At 69.1% G+C, this 17811-nt stretch carries 18 protein-coding genes and 1 tRNA gene; 10 read left to right on the top strand and 9 right to left on the bottom strand.

All coding sequences use genetic code 11. The annotated features are described in order from the left end of the window. Positions 1–142: 142 nt before the first annotated feature. Together RBB84_RS00740 and RBB84_RS00735 are read left to right on the top strand one after the other, a co-directional pair. Positions 143–1066, top strand: a complete 924-nt coding sequence (locus RBB84_RS00740; RefSeq protein ID WP_039583966.1) for a nitroreductase family protein — start codon at positions 143–145, stop codon at positions 1064–1066. A gap of 17 nt (positions 1067–1083) precedes the next feature. Then, positions 1084–1353, top strand: a complete 270-nt coding sequence (locus tag RBB84_RS00735; protein ID WP_064256940.1) for a hypothetical protein — start codon at positions 1084–1086, stop codon at positions 1351–1353. Between the two features lie 27 nt (positions 1354–1380). Here RBB84_RS00735 and RBB84_RS00730 read toward each other — a convergent pair whose 3' ends face one another. The 3 genes from RBB84_RS00730 to RBB84_RS00720 all read right to left on the bottom strand — a co-directional run bounded on the left by RBB84_RS00730 (position 1381) and on the right by RBB84_RS00720 (position 4340). Then, entirely contained in the window at positions 1381–2292 is a 912-nt protein-coding gene (locus RBB84_RS00730) for a universal stress protein (protein ID WP_064256941.1), read from the bottom strand. 25 nt (positions 2293–2317) lie between these two features. Continuing rightward, a complete protein-coding gene (locus RBB84_RS00725) occupies positions 2318–3358 on the bottom strand; it encodes an LLM class F420-dependent oxidoreductase (protein ID WP_006551568.1) in 1041 nt (346 codons plus the stop codon). Between the two features lie 73 nt (positions 3359–3431). Then, the gene (locus RBB84_RS00720; RefSeq protein WP_350247029.1) at positions 3432–4340 is read right to left on the bottom strand and encodes a universal stress protein; all 909 of its coding nucleotides are present in this window, start codon (positions 4338–4340) and stop codon (positions 3432–3434) included. Between the two features lie 146 nt (positions 4341–4486). On the opposite strand from RBB84_RS00720, the gene RBB84_RS00715 reads away from it, so the two are divergent. The 3 genes from RBB84_RS00715 to RBB84_RS00705 all read left to right on the top strand — a co-directional run bounded on the left by RBB84_RS00715 (position 4487) and on the right by RBB84_RS00705 (position 8595). After that, the gene (locus tag RBB84_RS00715; RefSeq protein WP_024103147.1) at positions 4487–4930 is read left to right on the top strand and encodes an Rrf2 family transcriptional regulator; all 444 of its coding nucleotides are present in this window, start codon (positions 4487–4489) and stop codon (positions 4928–4930) included. Positions 4931–4984: 54 nt separating this feature from the next. After that, the gene (locus RBB84_RS00710; protein ID WP_019289865.1) at positions 4985–6208 is read left to right on the top strand and encodes a globin domain-containing protein; all 1224 of its coding nucleotides are present in this window, start codon (positions 4985–4987) and stop codon (positions 6206–6208) included. A 74-nt stretch (positions 6209–6282) separates the two neighbouring features. After that, positions 6283–8595, top strand: coding sequence for a M28 family peptidase (locus RBB84_RS00705; RefSeq protein ID WP_350247027.1), 2313 nt, complete (start codon positions 6283–6285; stop codon positions 8593–8595). 5 nt (positions 8596–8600) lie between these two features. Here RBB84_RS00705 and RBB84_RS00700 read toward each other — a convergent pair whose 3' ends face one another. Together RBB84_RS00700 and RBB84_RS00695 are read right to left on the bottom strand one after the other, a co-directional pair. Next, on the bottom strand, positions 8601–10109 hold the full coding sequence (locus tag RBB84_RS00700; RefSeq protein WP_033096747.1) for a glutamate-cysteine ligase family protein: 1509 nt from the start codon (positions 10107–10109) through the stop codon (positions 8601–8603). A 131-nt stretch (positions 10110–10240) separates the two neighbouring features. Then, positions 10241–11062 (bottom strand): M23 family metallopeptidase, encoded by an 822-nt coding sequence (locus tag RBB84_RS00695; protein WP_024103142.1) that lies wholly within the window; start codon positions 11060–11062, stop codon positions 10241–10243. Between the two features lie 234 nt (positions 11063–11296). On the opposite strand from RBB84_RS00695, the gene RBB84_RS00690 reads away from it, so the two are divergent. Continuing rightward, positions 11297–11369 (top strand) — tRNA-Arg (locus tag RBB84_RS00690). Positions 11370–11541: 172 nt separating this feature from the next. Further along, on the top strand, positions 11542–12357 hold the full coding sequence (locus RBB84_RS00685) for a DUF5602 domain-containing protein (protein ID WP_064256944.1): 816 nt from the start codon (positions 11542–11544) through the stop codon (positions 12355–12357). Between the two features lie 21 nt (positions 12358–12378). Here the strand turns inward: RBB84_RS00685 and RBB84_RS00680 are convergent, their stop codons facing one another. Further along, positions 12379–12750 (bottom strand): VOC family protein, encoded by a 372-nt coding sequence (locus RBB84_RS00680; RefSeq protein ID WP_231912069.1) that lies wholly within the window; start codon positions 12748–12750, stop codon positions 12379–12381. Positions 12751–12855: 105 nt separating this feature from the next. Here RBB84_RS00680 and RBB84_RS00675 point away from each other — a divergent pair, with 105 nt between their 5' ends. From RBB84_RS00675 to RBB84_RS00665, 3 genes are all read left to right on the top strand, one after another. Further along, entirely contained in the window at positions 12856–13839 is a 984-nt protein-coding gene (locus RBB84_RS00675; RefSeq protein ID WP_064256963.1) for a WYL domain-containing protein, read from the top strand. Between the two features lie 55 nt (positions 13840–13894). Beyond that, positions 13895–14668, top strand: a complete 774-nt coding sequence (locus RBB84_RS00670; RefSeq protein ID WP_064256945.1) for an amidohydrolase family protein — start codon at positions 13895–13897, stop codon at positions 14666–14668. Between the two features lie 94 nt (positions 14669–14762). Beyond that, positions 14763–15215 (top strand): hypothetical protein, encoded by a 453-nt coding sequence (locus RBB84_RS00665; RefSeq protein ID WP_019289873.1) that lies wholly within the window; start codon positions 14763–14765, stop codon positions 15213–15215. Between the two features lie 68 nt (positions 15216–15283). Here RBB84_RS00665 and RBB84_RS00660 read toward each other — a convergent pair whose 3' ends face one another. From RBB84_RS00660 to RBB84_RS00650, 3 genes are read right to left on the bottom strand one after another with little or no spacing between them, the layout of a single operon-like run. Next, positions 15284–15613 carry a YnfA family protein gene (locus RBB84_RS00660; RefSeq protein ID WP_006551592.1) on the bottom strand — a complete coding sequence of 110 codons (330 nt, stop codon included), beginning with the start codon at positions 15611–15613 and terminating at the stop codon, positions 15284–15286. 11 nt (positions 15614–15624) lie between these two features. Next, positions 15625–16638 carry a hypothetical protein gene (locus RBB84_RS00655; protein WP_064256965.1) on the bottom strand — a complete coding sequence of 338 codons (1014 nt, stop codon included), beginning with the start codon at positions 16636–16638 and terminating at the stop codon, positions 15625–15627. Next, on the bottom strand, positions 16635–17801 hold the full coding sequence (locus RBB84_RS00650) for an ATP-binding protein (RefSeq protein WP_064256964.1): 1167 nt from the start codon (positions 17799–17801) through the stop codon (positions 16635–16637). The genes RBB84_RS00655 and RBB84_RS00650 overlap by 4 nt, the downstream gene beginning before the upstream one ends. Between the last annotated feature and the right edge of the window lie 10 nt (positions 17802–17811).

The raw sequence follows: 17811 nt of genomic DNA, 5'->3' as shown, positions 1-17811 counted from the left end.
GTGTACCGCGATACCCACGTCCTCGGGGCCGTTCGACACCCATCTGGGGACCTTCTCCCCCTGCCCCGCGGGCACCGCCCGGGAGACGCTGGAGGAGCAGAGGTGGACATGTGGGGACGAACGAGCCGACGCGGAGGATGTCGTGACTGTCGATGCCGGAACCTGGTCGCTCGGTGACACCGAGATCATTGCGCGTGCGGTGGTGGAGGCACCCTCGGTACACGACACGCAACCGTGGAATCTGCGACTGCCCGATCACAGCGCCGAACTGGAGGAACGCCTCGAGTTCGCCGAGCCGGGACCGGACCCGCTGCGCGTCGACCGGTTGATCTCGTGTGGCACGGCCCTCGCGAATCTCGAGCTCGCGATCCGGGTCCTCGGCAACCGATCGCGCACCTCCGTGCTGCCCGATCCGCAACGTCCGGAGCTCATCGCCCGGATCGAGACGCTCGGCTCGGGTACCCCGAGCAGCCGCGACCTGCGGTTGTACGCCGCCATCTCGCATCGGCGCAGCCATCGCGAATCGTTCACCGACATCCCGGTGCCGACGGCGACGCTCGCCGACGTCGTCGCCGCGGCCGGGGAGATACCCGACGTCGACGTGCGTCTGCTCGCCGCCGACGAGGCCGTCGCCCTGGCGCAGGTGCTCGCCTATGCGGCGGAGGCCCGCCGGCGTCACCCGCACTACCAGCGGGAGATGTTCTCGTGGACCTCCCACTGGCAGCCGCGCGGCAACGCCGAGGTGGTCACCACCTGGAGCGCGACCCTCGACGAACACGGCGCGGCCGGCGAGGCCATGGTCACGTCGGGGATCCCCGACGTCGATGCGCTGGCGGCGGCGATCGCGCGCGAATCGGTGCTGCTGTTCTCCGCCCCGTCCACCTCGCCGGCGGATCTGGTCCGGGTGGGTGCGGCGGTGGAGCGGTGCTGGCTCGCGGCCATCGATGCGCGATTGTCGGCGTCGGTCGTGACGCATCCGCTGCGGGTCGAGGACGCCGGTTCGCGCCTGGCCGAGATGCTCGACCTGCCGGTCGTGCCGCTGGTGATCCTGCGCGTGGGTTTCTGACGAGAAGAGAGATCGAGGTGACGATGAGCGCACCGACCGAGGATCCGATCGACGGTCCGACCCGCGAGTTGTTCCGCACGGCCCTGGACATGGCGCAGGCCGCCAAGGCCGGCAACGTCTCCGGGTGGCTGTCCGCCCGTTACGAGTGCGGTCGCGTCGAGGACGTCGCGTTCGTACTCTCGCAGATGCTCGGGGTGCTCATCGAGAACGGCGCGATCAGCCGCGGCGTGCATCCGGCCGACGCGTGGAGGGAACTGCGCGAGCGGGGCGTCGACGACTTCGGGTGACGCCCCGCATCGCTCCCTCGCCCGGGATCAGTCCTCGGTCTCCTTCGACCGGACGACGAGGACCGGGCAGTCCGCGGTCTGGATCAGCGCGTTGCTCGTGGATCCGAGCAGCAACCCCTTGAATCCGCCACGTCCGCGGGTTCCGACCACGAGAAGCTGTGCGGTCTGTGCGTACTCGCTGAGCACCCGCACCGGCCGGTCGCGGGCGACGACACGTTCGACGGTGACGTCCGGGTACCGCTCCTGGTATCCGGCGAGACGTTCGGCGAGCACGATCTCCTCACCGGTCTGGATCCGGCTCCAGTGCGGGTCCTCCGGGACGGCGCCGAGCGAGGGCTGGACGCTCACGTCGCTCCACACGTTCACCGCGACGAGCGTCGCGCCGCGTGCGGATGCCTCCTCGAACGCGACCTCCACCGCGTCGCGGCACGAGACCGAGCCGTCGACACCGACGACGACGGGCCCCTTTGTCGGCGGCGCACCGTCGAAGGTGCGGCCCCGCACCACGACGACGGGCGCCGTCGCGTGCGAGACGACCGCCGTGGAGACCGAACCGGCGAGCAGGCCCTTCACCTCGCCGAGGCCGCGCGAGCCGACGACGAGCCGGTCGGCGTGCTCGGCCTGCGCGATGAGCGTGGGAACGACCTTGCCTTCGAGCTGTTCGGTGGTGATCTCGACGTTCCCGTGACGGTTCTCGTCGATGATCTGCCGGGCGAGCACGGCCGCGTTGTCGAGCCGGTCGCGGGCCGTCGCCTTCATCTCCTCGTGGAAGCTCTGCGCGAGGTAGGGCTCGGAGTAATAGAAGGCGGGGATGTGCACGACGGTGACGATGCGCAACGGCAGGCCGCGGATCGCAGCCGTCCGTGCCGCCCAGTGCACCGCGGTCGTGGACGCGTCGGATCCGTCGACGGCCACGACGATCGGCTTGTTCTCGGTCATCGCACGAGGAACCTTTCTCGGTGGGTCAGCCGCAGATCTGCCGCAGCTGTTCGATCAGTCGCACACGACCTGCGGTGTCGGCCGCGAAGGGGGTGACGTTGAGGGTGGTGACCCCGGCCTCCGCGAAGGCAGCGACTCGCTCCCGCACGAAGCCCTCCGAACCGATCAGGGAGATCGAGCGGAGCAGTTCGACGGGCACCGCCGCGGCCGCCTCCTCCTTCTTGCCGGCCAGGTAGAGCTCCTGGATGGTCTCGGCTTCCTTCGCGTAGCCGTAGCGGATCGCGAGGTCGTTGTAGAAGTTCTTGCCCTTGGCGCCCATGCCGCCGACGTACAGCGCGACCATGGGCCGGACCCAGTCGAGCATGTGGTCGACGTCGTCGCCGATGGCGAGCGGGGTCTGCGCGTAGATCTGCAGGTCGCCGAGTGCGGGATCGCGCTTGGCCTTGCCCTTCGCGATCGATTCGCCCCACACGTCGGCGGCCTTCTCCGGGTAATAGAACAGCGGCTGCCAGCCCTCGGCGATCTCGGCGGTCATCTCGACGTTCTTCGGGCCGAGCGACGCGATGATGATCGGGATACGTTCGCGCACAGGCTTGTTGATGATCTTCAGCGGCTTGCCGAGTCCGGTGCCGCGGTCTTCGGGCAGCGGGATCTGGTAGTACTTGCCCTGGTGGTCCACCTTCTCGCGGCGCCACACCTGCCGGCAGATGTCGACGATCTCGCGGGTGCGACCCAGCGGCGCGTTGTAGGGAACGCCGTGGAAACCTTCGATGACCTGAGGGCCCGACGCGCCGACACCGAGCACGAATCGGCCGTCGGAGACGAAGTCCAGACCGGCCGCCGTCATGGCGGTGAGCGTCGGTGTCCGGGTGAACAACTGGAGGATGCCGGAGGCGAGTTCGACCCGGGAGGTCTTCGCCGCCAGATAGCCGAGCTGACTCACCGCATCGAACGAATAGGCCTCGGGTACGAACACGATGTCGAGGCCGGCCTTCTCCAGGTCGGCCACCTCCGCCGCGGTCTCCGCGAAACCTCCGCTGTAGTTCAGTCCCATCCCGATGCGCATGCGCCACCTTCGTCCCTGCTGCACACCCCCGTTCGGGGGCGCGATCGTCCATGTGCCCCGCACACTACCGCCGTCAGGAGGTGACCGGTCGCACCACCATCACCGGGCAGCGCGCCTCGCGCATGAGCGCGTTTCCGGTAGAACCGAGCACCATCCCCTTGAAGCCTCCCCTGCCGCGAGTCCCTACCACGACGAGCTGGGCTTTCTCGCTCCAGGACTGCAGATGGGCGCGGGGGCCGTCGACGTAGACCTTCCGGTGGACCGTCACGTCCGGATAGCGCTCGCCGTAGCCCGCGAGGCACTCGGACAGCAGGGAGTGCTCGTACTCCTCGAACGCGCGGGGATCGAAGTCGAGGGGCGACTCGTCGATCTCCCCGACTTTCAGGTCGCTCCAGACGTGGACGGCGACGAGGTCGACCCTGCGCCAGGATGCCTCCTCGAACGCCAGATCGACCGCTTGGCGGCTCGCGGGGCTGCCGTCCACGCCGACGACGACGGGTCGCTCGTCGGGGACGGGCCCTTCCGGTCCCCGCACCACGACGACCGGGCATTCGGCATGACCGGCGACGGAGACCGGGGTGGAACCGAGGAAGGCCTCCCCCATCTTGGTGCTGCCGGTGGCCCCGAGGACGATCATGCGCGACGTGCGGGACAGTTCGACGAGCCACTTGGCACTTCCGGTGAGGGCGAGCTCGGCGGTGATCTCGAGGTCCGGCGCCACCGCCTCGGCGGTCTCTGCAGCCTCCTTCAGGAGTGCCTGAGCCTCGACCTCGCTCCATTCGAAGACCTGCGAGGGGCGGAAGAAGGGAAGTTTCGTCCAACCCGAGGGTGCGAAGTCCACCGCGTGGACGAGATGCAGTGGGATCTTCCGGCCGGCCGCGGTGGCGGCAGCCCACCTCACCGCCCGCTCGGAGGCCGGGGAACCGTCGGCACCGACGGTTATGTGGTTGTGGTCGCGGGGTGCTTCACCGAGAGGTTTCACGTCCGTGAGGCTAGTCGGATCCGGTACGTCCAGATACGGACTTTGGTCATCACATCGGGATTCCTTCGGTGGCAATGCATTCCATCGACAGCGATGTGCGTCACATAAAATTGTCATCGCGAATGCGAATTTACTAGCGTAGGGCCATGCAACTCACCCGGTTCACCGATCTCGGACTGAGAGTTGTGATGCATCTCGTCGCCGGCCCGGCGGGGAGTATGCCCGGTACCAGAACGATTGCAAACCAGCTCGATCTGTCGTACGCACATACGACGAAGGTCGTCGCCCGACTCGGCGAGCTCGGGGTGGTGGCCACCCGCCGCGGACGCGGCGGAGGCCTGACCATCACCGAACTCGGCCGCACGGCGAGCCTCGGATGGCTCACCCGAGCCCTCGAAGGTGAAGAAGAAGTCGTCGAGTGCGAAGGAGCGAAGCCGTGCCCCCTGCGTCACGGCTGCAACCTGCGCTCGAAGCTGCGTACCGCACAGGACGCCTTCTACGCCGCTCTCGACGACGTCACGATCGCCGACCTGGCGACCCCTGACGCCGGTCCGGTCCTGCTCACCCTCGAACCACCCACCGGCCGCTGACCCACGGCGAGGCTGCCGGTGCAGCCCGTCACGACACACACGAGGAGACACACCATGCCGCTCTCACCCGAATCCAAGGACGTCATCGCCGCGACCCTCCCGGCGGTGGGAGCCGCCATCGGCGACATCACCCCGTTGTTCTATAGCAAGATGTTCGCCGCCCATCCCGAGCTCGAACGCGATCTGTTCAACCGCGGCAACCAGAAGCAGGGTGAGCAGCAGAAGGCACTCGCCGGATCGATCGCGGCCTTCGCGACGCTCCAGCTCGATCCCGATCCCGCCCGTGTCGAGGCGATCCTGTCCCGCATCGCCCACAAGCACGCCTCGCTCGGCATCAAGCCCGACGAGTACTGGATCGTCCACAAGCACCTCTTCGAGGCGATCGTCGAAATCCTCGGAGAGGCAGTGACTCCGGAAGTCGCGAAGGCGTGGGACGAGCTGTACTGGCTGATGGCCAATACCCTCATCTCGATGGAGGCCGATCTGTACCGGGCCGCAGGTGTCGAGGCCGGCGACGTCTGGCGCACCGTCCGCGTCGCCGACCGCGTCCACCAGTCCGCCGACACCGTCTCGTTCGTGCTCACCTCGCTCGACGGTTCCCCGCTGCCCACCTTCCGTCCGGGCCAGTACCTCTCGGTCGGCGTCCGCCTCCCCGACGGCGCCCGCCAGATCCGTCAGTACAGCCTGTCGAGCGCACCCGCGAAGGGCGACTGGCGTATCACCGTCAAGCGGGTCCTGGAGACCACCGCACCCGACGGCACCGTGCTTCCCGCCGGTGAGGTGTCGAACTTCCTGTACAACAACGTCTTCGAGGGCGACGAGCTGGAAGTCACCACTCCCTTCGGCGATCTCGTACTCACCGAGGACGACACCCCGATCCTGTTGGCGTCCGCCGGCATCGGATGCACCCCGATGATCGGCATGCTCGATCATCTCGCCGGCGTCGGCGACGAGCGTCCCGTCGCGGTCCTGCACGCCGACCGGTCGGTCGCGAGCCACGCCCACCGCCGCGAGCTCGAGACCCTTGCCGAGAAGATCCCGTCGGCCCAGCTGTACCGCTGGTACGAGGACCTCGGCAACCGCCGGCCGCTCGAGACGGTCCGCGTCGGACGTGCCGACATCTCCGATCTGCCGCTCGATCCGAAGACCCAGGCCTACCTGTGCGGCCCGCTGCCGTTCATGCTCTCGCTGCGCGAGGCCCTGATCGAGCGCAACGTCCCGGCCGAGAACATCCACTACGAGGTGTTCGGACCCGACAGCTGGGCGCCTGCCTCCTGATCCGACCCGATCCGATCGCGGTGCCCCGGCCGAGTCTGCCGGGGCACCGCTGCATTCGCGGCTAGGCTGCACCCATGGACTCCGCCGCGGCTGTTCGCCACCCGGCCCCGTCCCCGCGTAGCCGATTCCAGGCACTGGGTAGCAGTGTCCTCGCGCTGATCGGAGTCCTTCTCATGGCGGGCCTCGTTGCGCTGTTCCCCGGGTCCGACGAGCCGCTCGGAACCGATGCACCCGCCGATGTCTTCAGCGCCGCCCGCGCCGGTGAACACATCGACGCGATCGCCACCGGCCCACGACCGCCCGGGTCGACCGCCCACGCCGCCGCCCGCGACCATCTCGTCGCCGTCCTCGAGGATCTCGGGTGGTCCACCCGCGTCGACTCCGGCGTGGGATGGATGGCGCGGTCCGGTGAGGCGACCCAGCGCGGCGCCCGCGTGCAGAACATCGTGGCGACCCGAGCCGGTACCGATCCCACCGGCACCGTCGTGCTCGCCGCGCACTACGACACGGTCCGGGGCTCCCCCGGCGCGAGCGACGACGGGATCGGCGTCGGCACGGTCCTCGAGGTCGCCCGTGCCATCGAGTCCGGTCCTCCCTCGCGGAACGACGTCGTCGTCCTGCTCACCGACGGTGAGGAGAACGGTCTGCTCGGCGCCCACCGGTTCGTGGGCACGGAGTCCGTGCGGGCCGGTCCGGTCGTCGTGCTCAACCACGAGGCCCGCGGGAACGCCGGTACACCGACGACCTTCCGGATCACCTCACCGAACGGCGTCCTGATCAACAGTCTGGCGGGGGCACCGGGAGCGAACGCGGACTCCCTCACCGAACTGATCTTCGAGGCGCTGCCGAACGACACCGATTTCCGCCGCTTCGTCGAGCACGGCCACCACGCCCTCGACACCGCGATCTCCGCGGGATCGGCGTACTACCACAGCCCTCTCGACACCCCCGACCGTCTCAGCCGGACGTCGCTGCAGCACATGGGCGACACCTCCCTCGCGACGGCCCGCACCCTCGCCGGATCCGATCTCACGACGGTCGACGACGGCGGCGACCAGGTCGTGACGACCGCGCCCTGGGGACTGCTCCACCTGCCGCGGTGGGCCGAGGTCGTCGGGGCGATCGTGCTGGCAGGCGTCGTGGGGGCGATCGTCGTGCTGCGGGTGCGCCGCGGCCAGACGTCGGCCTGGCAGGCCGGCGCTGCCGTGGCCGTGTCGTTGCTCGCCGCCGTCCTCGCGGCGGGCGCAGCGTGGCTGCCGTGGTGGATCGTGCAGACCGTCGATCCGGGCATGGCCGCGCCGGTCGCCGACGAGCCATACCGGCCGGGTGTCTTCCAGTTCGCGGCGGTCGTCGCGGCCCTCGGTGTACTGCTGGTCGCGCGATCGTGGTGGGGTCGCGGCCGTCCGGCCGCCGCGCTCACGTGCGGAGCGTTCACGCTCGTCGCGGTGCTCGCTCTCGCCGGTATCCCCTTCGCCGGTGTGCCGCTGACAATGCTCGTACTCGTCCTGCCGACGGCGCTGGGTCTGCTGGTGGCGCTGCTTCTCCCGCAGGACAACACGGTGTGGCCGCTCGTCGCGATCACCCTCGGCGCGCTCGGCTCGCTGATCTTCGGCCTGCCCGCCGTGCTGGTGTCGTTCGACGCCGGACTCCTCTACGGGGCACCGGTGGCCGGTCTGTTCGTCGCATTCACGTTCGCCGCGGTACTCCCGCTGTGCGAGCCGTTCGCGTCGACCACCCGCGGGCTCGTCGTCTCCGCGACCGGCACGATCGCGATCGTCGTGGTGGGCACGCTGCTCGCCGGCTACCTCAACCGGGACGGGGCGACCGATCCCCGGCAGGAATACCTCTGGTACTCGCTCGACGCCGATCGGGGTGCCGCGGTGTGGGGATCGCCGGACGGCCCGAGATCCGACTGGAGCGAAGGGCTGCTCACCACCGGTCCCGAATCGCTCCCCACCGCCTTCCCGTGGCGGGAGCACCGGCCGATGTACCACGGGCCCGCTCCGGTCGCCGACCTCGAGGCGCCCGAGGTCGAGATCCTCGAGGACACGACCGGCGGAAGCGCCCGGAAGATACGACTGCGGTTGAGCTCACCGAGGAACGCCCAGGCTGTCGGGTTGTGGATCGACAACACCACCGCCCACGTCCACGGCGCGACGGTGGACGGCTTCCGCGCCGAACCGTCCGACGACTTCGGTTTCCTGTTCTGGGCTCCCGGCGCCGACGGGATCGAGGTCGAGCTGACGTTGAGTATGCTCAAGAGCCGCCTAGGCGTCCGCGTCGCCGATCTCGGTGACGATCTCGGCGAAGTAGCCGGCTTCGAGCCACCCGCGGATCGCGTCGTCGTCCAGCCGACGGTGGCCGTGACGCGGACCCTACAACTGTAGGGCCGTCACTCCCACTCGTGAGCGGGAGTACCCGAGGCCATGTTCTGCACGTAGTCCTTCATCATCCCGAGCAGGGCGGTGCGACGGTTCTCGCCGGCAGCCTCGCGTCGGGCCACCTGCCGTCGTTGCCACGCCGCCCCGGTCTGCCGGGTCAGTGCACGCCCCTCGACGATGCCGAGATAGCGGTCGCGGACCGCCGCCGACAGTCCGTATGCCTCGAGGCCCTGGTGCGCAAGCGGCAACAGGCACCGCAGCACGAGTTCGTCGGCGCCGACCCATCCGGTGCGCGGCCAGTACAGCTTCGCGTCGAGACCGAACTTCGCACCGAGCACGAGGTTCCGCTCGGCGGCGTCGAAGCTGAGGTCGCGCCAGAGCGGCTCGTCGGCGTCGGTGAGGGCGCGCAGCGTCCCGTAGTAGAAGGCGGCGTTGGCCATGGTGTCGAGGACGGTCGGTCCTGCAGGGAGCACACGGTTCTCGACGCGCAGGTGCGGATGGCCGTCGCTGATGTCGTAGACGGGCCGGTTCCACCGGTAGATGGTGCCGTTGTGCATCTGCAGTTCGCGCAGTTCGGGAATCCGGCCGGCGTCGAGTTCGGCCATCGGATCGACGTCCGAGACCTCCGGAAGGAGAGCCGTGAAGTAGTGGGAGTTCTCCTCGAACAGGTCGAGGACGGAGTCGATCCACCGCTCACCGAACCACACGCGGGGACGGACACCCTGGTTCCGCAGTTCGAGCGGACGTGTGTCGGTGGCCTGCGCGAACAACGGGATCCGGCTCTCGTGCCACAGCGCCTTGCCGGCGAGGAAGGGCGAGTTCGCCGCGAGCGCGACCTGCGCTCCGGCCAGGCACTGGGCCGCGTTCCAGTGCGTCGCGAAATCTTCGGGGGCGATCCGCAGGTGCAGCTGCAGGGACGTGCAGGCAGCCTCGGGGACCACCGAATTCATGTCTGCACGAAGGGTTTCCACGACATCAGTGCCGGGCAACGGCACACCGTCGAGATCGAGTTCGATGTCCTCGCCGCGCGCCGCGAAGATCTGCTCGTTGAGCGCTTCGTAGCGGGGATTGGCGGTGATCCGGCCCCGTTCGAGGTCGTCGAGTTCGAGCGTGGGCAGCATACCGATCATGACCAGCTGCGCGTCGTGCAGGTGCATCCGCTCGTCGGCGCGCCGCAGCGACGACCGCAGCGACTCTTCGAGTTCGAAGGGTTCGTCGCCGGTGAGACGTCGCGGCTCGACGTTCATCTCGACGTTGAACTGGCCGAGTTCGGTCTGGAAGACCGCGTGATCGTCGATCGCCTGGAGCACCTCGAGGTTCGACATCGCGGGCGACATGTCGTCGCGGACGAGGTTGAACTCGATCTCCATGCCGAGATGCGGTTCGGGTGACGAGTGCACGTCGACGAAGACGTCCTCTCGAAGCATCCGCTCGAGCGCCTTCATGCAGTCGCGAACCTTGCTCCGGAACATCCGCCGGTCTTCCCCGGTGAACGAACGAGCGGATATCTCAGCTCCCAATGGAACCCCCGGGTCGGCGCGCGGTCTGTCGAGCCAAGCCTAGCGCGCGCTCATGCTGGCGGTGGGATCGACGGCGTGCCGTCGGGTGGGATCGAACACTGCGGTGGGATCAGACGGTCACTGCGGTGGGATCAGACGGCGCGGTAGCCGCCCCAGTCGGTGACGACGCCGCGATCGCTCAGCCACGCGTTCGGGTTGATCTTGGTGCCTTCGGTGTCCCAGACCTCGAAGTGCAGGTGCGGTCCGGTGGACCAGCCCTCGTTGCCGACAGTGGCGATCTGCTGGCCGGCGTTGACACGCTGACCCGCCGAGACCTGGTAGGTGCTCACGTGACCGTAGACGGCGGTGGTGCCGTCGTCGTTGAGGACGCGGACCCACTGGCCGAAGCCGGAAGCCGGTCCGGCGTCGAGGACCGTGCCGTTGGCCGCGGACTTGATGGGCGTTCCGATCGGGGCTGCGATGTCGATGCCGCCGTGGTGGGCGCCCCAGCGCGGACCCCAGTCGGAGGTGAGGGTGCCGGAGACGGGCTGGACGGCGGAGGGAGAAGCCGGGTTGAGCTGGTCGAGCCAGCTGGGACCCGAGAACTGATCGAGGAAGCCGGTGACCTCGGCCGGAAGCTCGGGTGCGCCCTGCTCGGCCGGGGTGGTGATGCCGGGGATGGCCGGGATCTCGACACCCTCGGGCAGCAGGCCCGCGGGGAGCTCGAAGGGCAGGCTGGGCGCGGGGGCCTCGGCCTGGACGTGGTCGTGGCCGGGATGCGCGGCAGCGGTGCCGGCGCCGATCTGCGAGCCGACGGCGAAGAAGGCACCCGTGGCAGCGGCGACGGTGGCGGCCTTGACCGGAGCGGACGTACCGGTGGGCTCGACGCGGTGACGGCCCTTGCCGGAGAAGGGCGCGCCAATCGTCTCGAGGTCGAATGCTGCGTCTTCGCGCGTGCGCTGATGGCGTCCCACAGTATGTCCCTTGTTTCGTCCCGACTTCGACCGGGTATCCCCGGCCGCTCCTGGCGACCCAAGGTAACAAAACGGTATAGGGAAAGGCCAGTGTTACCTTTCCTTGATCTCAATCGGCGGGAACCTGCAGGTCATACGCGCCACCTCGAGAGCCTCGGGAGCGGGCGCTTGGTTACGGCGCATGCCCGGCGGCTACACTCACAACGCGCCAAGGTCGGCTCCGCCCGGCCGGACGCCTCCGTAGCTCAGGGGATAGAGCACCGCTCTCCTAAAGCGGGTGTCGCAGGTTCGAATCCTGCCGGGGGCACACATCGGGTTCCGCTCGCATCCGCAAGCACTGGCGGACCCACTCCCTCGAACAGCACAGGCATCGTCCTGCCCACGCATCACAGTTCGATCTAGTCAGCCATCCACCGTCCGCGCGACAGTTAGCATCCACAACGACGCCGCTCGACGACGACGGAATTCGAGGACCCCACATGGACATTCGGCCTCGTGCCCGACATCTCGCCGTGATCGTCTCGGCGGCGGTCCTCGGATTGTTCGTCACTCCTGCACCCGCGGTCGCCGGGGGCGTCTCGGGCCTCGTCGAAGGACCCGCTCATCCCATCGGGGCGGGCAACGCCCGCACGTACGTCACCGTCGACGAGGAGGGCACGCCGGCCACCATCGGGGTGCGACTCGACGCGGCCGCACTCGACGACCTGCCCAGTGCGCTGCTGCCGGTCACCGAGGCGTACGTGCTCGAGTTGCCCGAGGAGGCGTCCGCCACCGCGTTCGACCACGTCACCGTCGACTGGAACTCGCACGGCCACGACCCCCAGCACGGCTTCGACGTCCCGCACTTCGACGTCCACTTCTATCTCCTGGATCGGCCCACGGTGGAGTCGATCCATCCCTTCGCCCCCGGCTACATCCCGGCCGCGGCCCGCGTGCCCGACCCGCGTTACGTGCCGGAGGGGTACGCACCGTCCGGGGATCCGCTGACGTCGACCGTCGCGGGCATGGGACTGCACTGGGTGGACACCACCGAGGCGGAGCACGATCCGGCAGCGGGACACCACCTCACCGAGACCGTGCTCTACGGCACGTGGGACGGACGGCAGGCGTTCATCGAACCCATGCTGAGCCGGGAGTGGCTCGCGACGCGGCCGGCGCACCACGAGGAACTCCGTCTGCCCGAGGCGTACCAGCGCGAGGGCCTCTACCCCACCACCTACTCCGTGTGGTGGGACGAGGCGTCGCAGACGTACACGGTCGAACTCGGTGGGCTCACGATGCGCGAGGCGTCGTAGATCGTTCCGTCGAGCGGGGACTCAGTCCAGCGGGGAGACACGGATGAGGTTCCCGTCCGGATCCGACACCACGAACGTCCGTCCGAACACCTCATCGTGCGGTGCCTCCACGACCGTCACTCCCTTGCCGGCCCACTCGTCGTGGATCGCATCGACGGCGGCGGCCGAGCCGGGCACCATCAGGCCCACCTCCGAGAGCCGCGGCGCGTTCGCGTCCACGGTCCCGGCGCGACCCGACCACAGTGCGAACAGCACTCCCGGCGCCACTTCGAAGGAGACGTAGCGCGGGGTCGTCATCTGCGGGGTCATGTCGAACAGGTCGCTGTAGAAGCGGGTCGCGCGTTCGACGTCGGTCACGTAGATCAGGAACAGGTTGGGCGACGACACGGTCATCGACATCTCCTCGGATCATGTGTGGATGTGAAGGGCTTCGGGAACTACCGTGACACCGAAACCCGACAGTTCCTGTCGTGTTTTCGAAAGGAGATCCGACATTCGATGAACCGGCCGCAGCGGTTGCTGAGCATGCTGGTCGTCCTGCAGGCCCGCAGACGGGTCACGGCCGCCGAACTCGCGGAGGAGTTCGGCGTCTCCGAGCGCACCGTGCTACGCGATGTGGAAACGCTTGCTGCTGCGGACCTTCCGGTGGTCGCCGAACGCGGCAGGTACGGCGGCATCGTGATGCTCCCCGGCCGGCAGACCGACCTGAACCGGCTCAACGCGTCCGAGGTGGACGTCCTGCGCGCCCTGGGTGTCGACATGGGCCGGGCCCGGCAACTCGGTGTCGACGCCGCCGCCCGGGACGCCGTCCACAAACTCACCGCACGTGCCCGGCGCACGCCCGCCACCGCACGCGAGAACGACCTGCTGCCACTGACCGAGGTGGTCACCGTCGACAATCGGGGATGGTTCGCCACCGAGGACCGGGCCGACGTCGCTGCCCTCACCCGCGACCTGCGGCGCGGACGGCAACTCGCCATCACGTACCGGTCGAGCGGGCACCGCGGCGAACGCGAGATCGTCGTCGATCCCTACGGTGTGCTCTCCCGCGCCGGCCGTTGGTATCTCGTGGCGGACGACGAGGGGCGACCACGACTGTTCGCACTGACCCGCCTGAGTGCGTGGACAGTGCTCGACCGGCCGCGCCGCCTGTCCCCCGGCCGCACCCTGCCCGCGCTGGCACGCGAACTCGGCGACGCACTCGAACGACGCGAGGACGTCGTCGTCACCGCCGATCTCGCGGCGAACCGCCTCGATCTCGCCCGGCGCATCCTCGGTGCCCGCCTGCGCGGGAGCACCGCAGGGCCGCGACCGGACGTCTCGCGGATCACGGTGGCCTACGACTCGATCGACGGTGTGCGGCAACTGCTGCAGTTCGGTGAGCACATCGAGATCGTCGGGCCACCCGAGGCACGGAACCTCGTGGCGGGACTGGCCGAATCCCTCCTCCGCCGTCACACCGCGCATCGCCGCCGCGAGTGAACTCCCGCTGATCCGAACCCTGTTCCGCTCGGACCGGGCTTCCTATCGTGGGGAGATGTTCGACGCCCACCTGCACATCATCGATCCGCGTTTCCCCCTCGTCGAGAACGACGGCTATCTGCCCGAACCGTTCACCGTCGACGACTATCTCGCGCGGGTCGCGCATCTGGGTGTCACCGGTGGCGCGGTGGTGTCAGGGTCGTTCCAGGCTTTCGACCACGGCTATCTCCTCGATGCGCTCGACCGGCTCGGGCCCACTTTCGTCGGCGTCGTACAACTTCCGGCCACCGCCTCGGGCGACGAGATCACCCGGCTCGACGCGGCGGGAGTGCGGGCCGTGCGATTCAACGTCCGCCGTGGCGGATCGGCCACGCTGTCCGACCTCGACCGGCTCGCCCGGCGGGTCCACGATCTCGTCGGCTGGCACGCCGAGTTGTACATCGATTCGCGCGATCTGGCCGAGCTGCACACCACGATCGCGGCACTGCCCGCCGTCTCCGTCGACCACCTGGGACTGTCGCAGGACGGCTTGCCGTCACTGTTGCGGCTGGTGGAGAGCGGTATCCACGTGAAGGCAACAGGGTTCGGGCGCGTCGATCTCCCGGTGGCCGACGCGCTTCGCGCCGTTGCCGATGTGAATCCCGGGGCACTCGTGTTCGGCACCGACCTGCCGTCGACCCGCGCACCGCGACCGTTCCGGGACAGCGACATCACCCTCGTCGAGGACGTGTTCGGCGACGAGCTCTCCGACGCGGTACTGCGCCGCAATGCTTCCGAGCTGTATCGGATCGAGACCGAAACCGCTCCTGGGTCTTCGGTGTCTCGATAGACTCACGCACGTCATCGGTGCGCGGGACGCGCCGCGGTATTCCTCGCTGCGGTCGGCTCCCGGACGTGACCTTCCCTTTCCGAGGAGCAGCACCATGCCTGCACTGCGAATTCCACGTCGAGTTCTCGCCCTGGCGGCACCCGTCGCCGCCGCAATCGCATTCACCGGTGTGGCCACCGCTGCACCCCCTCAGCCTCTGGGCACGGCGATCACCATCGGCTGCATCAACCAGGGCAGCCTGGCGTCGTTCACCTCGGTCACGGCGCAACCCGGACCGGACGAGGGCATCCCCGGCGGCCACGTCCTGTTCTCCACACGGGAGGCCCTGTGGCCGGTCCCGGCAGCGGGGCAGGTCAGCGTCGCATGGCTCAACCGCAACAACGGCCGCACCGGCATCGTCGATCTGGTCGGTACGTACCCGAACCTGTCGACCCTGGTCGACACCGGTCCGGGCGAGGTCGTGGCGACGGTCTTCGGTTCGGTGAATCTCGGCAGTGGACCGCTGTGCAACTCGACCCCCGCAGTCGGCGGCGTCGTGGTGCCGTGACGCCCGGACGAGGCATCCGGCCGAGTTGTGCCGTATGCCTCGTCACCGAGGTGGTGCCGGATGCGTCGTCACCTGGGTGAATACATGATGATGGCAACGCCGGCAAGGCACACGAGCGCGCCCGCGACATCCCACCGATCCGGCCGGAAGCCGTCCATCACCATGCCCCACACCAGGGAACCCGCCACGAACACACCGCCGTACGCCGCGAGGATGCGACCGAAGTTCGCGTCGGGCTGGAGCGTGGCGACGAAACCATAAGCGCCGAGAGCGATCACGCCCAACCCCATCCAGATCCAGCCGCGGTGCTCACGCACGCCCTGCCACACCAGCCACGCACCGCCGATCTCGAACAGGGCGGCAACGGCGAACAGCAGCAACGACTTCAGCACGGTCACGAGGTGTGACTCTAACCCTGCGACGCCTTGCCCAGCTCGATGCGGCGCACGGAGTCCCCCCGCACGAGGATCGTCACGAGGGCCCGACGTCCCGGAGGCAGGACCCGCACCGTGACGGAACCGTGTGAGACCGAGTCGAGTTCGTCGGCGACCGCACGGCGGAGGCGGGCCTGTTCGTCCGGGGGCACCCCGTCCAGGCCGTGATCGTCGAGCATCACCACGTCCACGCCTCGTCGGCGCGCGGCGTCGGCCGCCTCGACGACCTGCGGGTCCTGCAGGGCCGGCGCTCGAAGCCCGTCCCGCAGACGTGCTTCGAGCAGCACACCGGTGCGCCGCTCCCCCGCGTCGAGCAGCTCCCCGGTCGCGATGCGTTCGAGCAGGGGCCGGGCCAGGGAGTCGAGCCGGTCGAGCTGCGCGTCGCGCTCCTCGAGCGCTGCAGCCGAGGCCGCCTGTTCCGCACTGCGCTGCAACGACATCGCACGCAGCAGGTAGATGGATCCGGCGAGGGGTCGCAGGGTGAAGGCGAAGAAGGTGGACATGAGGACCGGCGCTGCGTTGACGACCGACAGCGACAGGCCGGAGCCGATCCCCTGCCCGGTGGCGTAGGTCCAGAAGGTCGCGGTCGCGATCATGCAGGCCAACCCGATCCACGCCGCGAGCGTGCGTCCGCGCACGCACATGAAGGTGAAGACGACCGTGGACATCCCGAGCGGCCACGTCGCGATGCCTCCCGGAGACGGCACCGGCAGCACCGAGAACACGAGCGCCGACGAGACCGTCCCGGTGGCGGCGAGCAGGATCGTCGCCGGCATCGGCAGCGGGTCGCCCGGAACGGTGATGAGGGTGAATGCCGCGAACGTGCACACGAGCACGGCGAGGGCGGGAGGCCAGCTCGCGGACGTGTGCTCGGCCCCGAACGCCGCCAGCACGAGGCAGACCAGGGCATAGAGGCTCACGAGCACACGTGCGGCGGTGGTGCGCATCCCCAGCAGGTCGCGCACGTCGCGGGTGGGTTCGGCGGTCACGGCGCGCGACGCTCGGCCGGATCGCACCAGAACAGCGTCACCGTCGTGCCCGCGGGACCCGAGGTGATCTCCGAGTCGCCCCCGGCCATGCCGCGCATGCGTCCGTGGATGCTCGCGCGGATGCCCATCCGGTAGGGGTCGATCTGGGCGGGGTCGAATCCGTGGCCGTCGTCGCGGACGACCACCCGGACCGATCCGGGCCCGAGGTCGACGTGCACGGCCCGCTGCGTGCCCGGGCCGGCGTGGCGGACACTGTTCCGCACGGTCTCGGCCAGTGCGGCTCCGACCGCCCTGATCACGTCGGCCGGGTAGTGCGGTCCGGCATCGGCGCTCGTCGTGGTCGTGAACTCGACGTCCTCGTCGACCTCGGAGGCTGCCGAGCGGAACTGGGCTGCCACTCGGTCGGCGTCGAAGCTGCTCTCGGTGTCGTCGCCGCGCCGCAGGGAGTCGAACATCTCCAGCGCACGACGGGCCTGGGCCGCGACGGGACCGTCGGATGCGCCGCGACCCGAGGCGAGCAGAGTGGACATCACCTGGTCGTGGACGAGTGCGTCGAACCGCTCGCGTTCGACCGTCCTGGCCGCGGCCGCCGCTGCTGCGACGACGGATTTCTCCGTGGCCGCGACGGTGGAGTCGAGGACGTCGCCCGTGCGGAAGGCGACGATCGCCGCGGCGGCGAAGACCCCGCAGAACATGAGCGCGAACGCGAGTTCCGGGACGAAGCGGTATCCTGTCGTGGTGTTCACCAGCAGATAGTTGGTGGTCTGCACGACGAGCACCACCACCGTGAGGTAGGCGAGCGCCGTCCGCGGCCGCCACGCTGCCGCCGCGGACAGTCCTGCCACTCCGGGGAAGAGCGCCTGCCAGGCCGTGTTCGTGGAAACCTCACCCGTCCAGGCCGGGAACCACAGGACCGCCGCGACCAGGAAGGCGACGGCGTTGGCGGCTGCGAGTCGTCCGACCCACCGGACATCGCTCAGGAAGGTTGCCACCCCGAGCGCGATCCCGGTGCCGAAGATCGCGAGCAGTGCCGTCGGCAACCACCACCATGCCGTGAGGTGGGCCTGCGACACCGCTGTGGGGACGACGAACAGCAGGTAGAACACATAGCCCGCACTGATGAACCGGCCGAAGACCCGGTGGATCCGGTCGGCCGCGCTCATCGGATCCGTC

It is taken from the genome of Rhodococcus sp. D-6, assembly GCF_040256695.1.
Lineage (GTDB): Bacteria > Actinomycetota > Actinomycetes > Mycobacteriales > Mycobacteriaceae > Rhodococcus > Rhodococcus pyridinivorans.
This window is presented reverse-complemented; position numbering and strand designations above follow the sequence as displayed.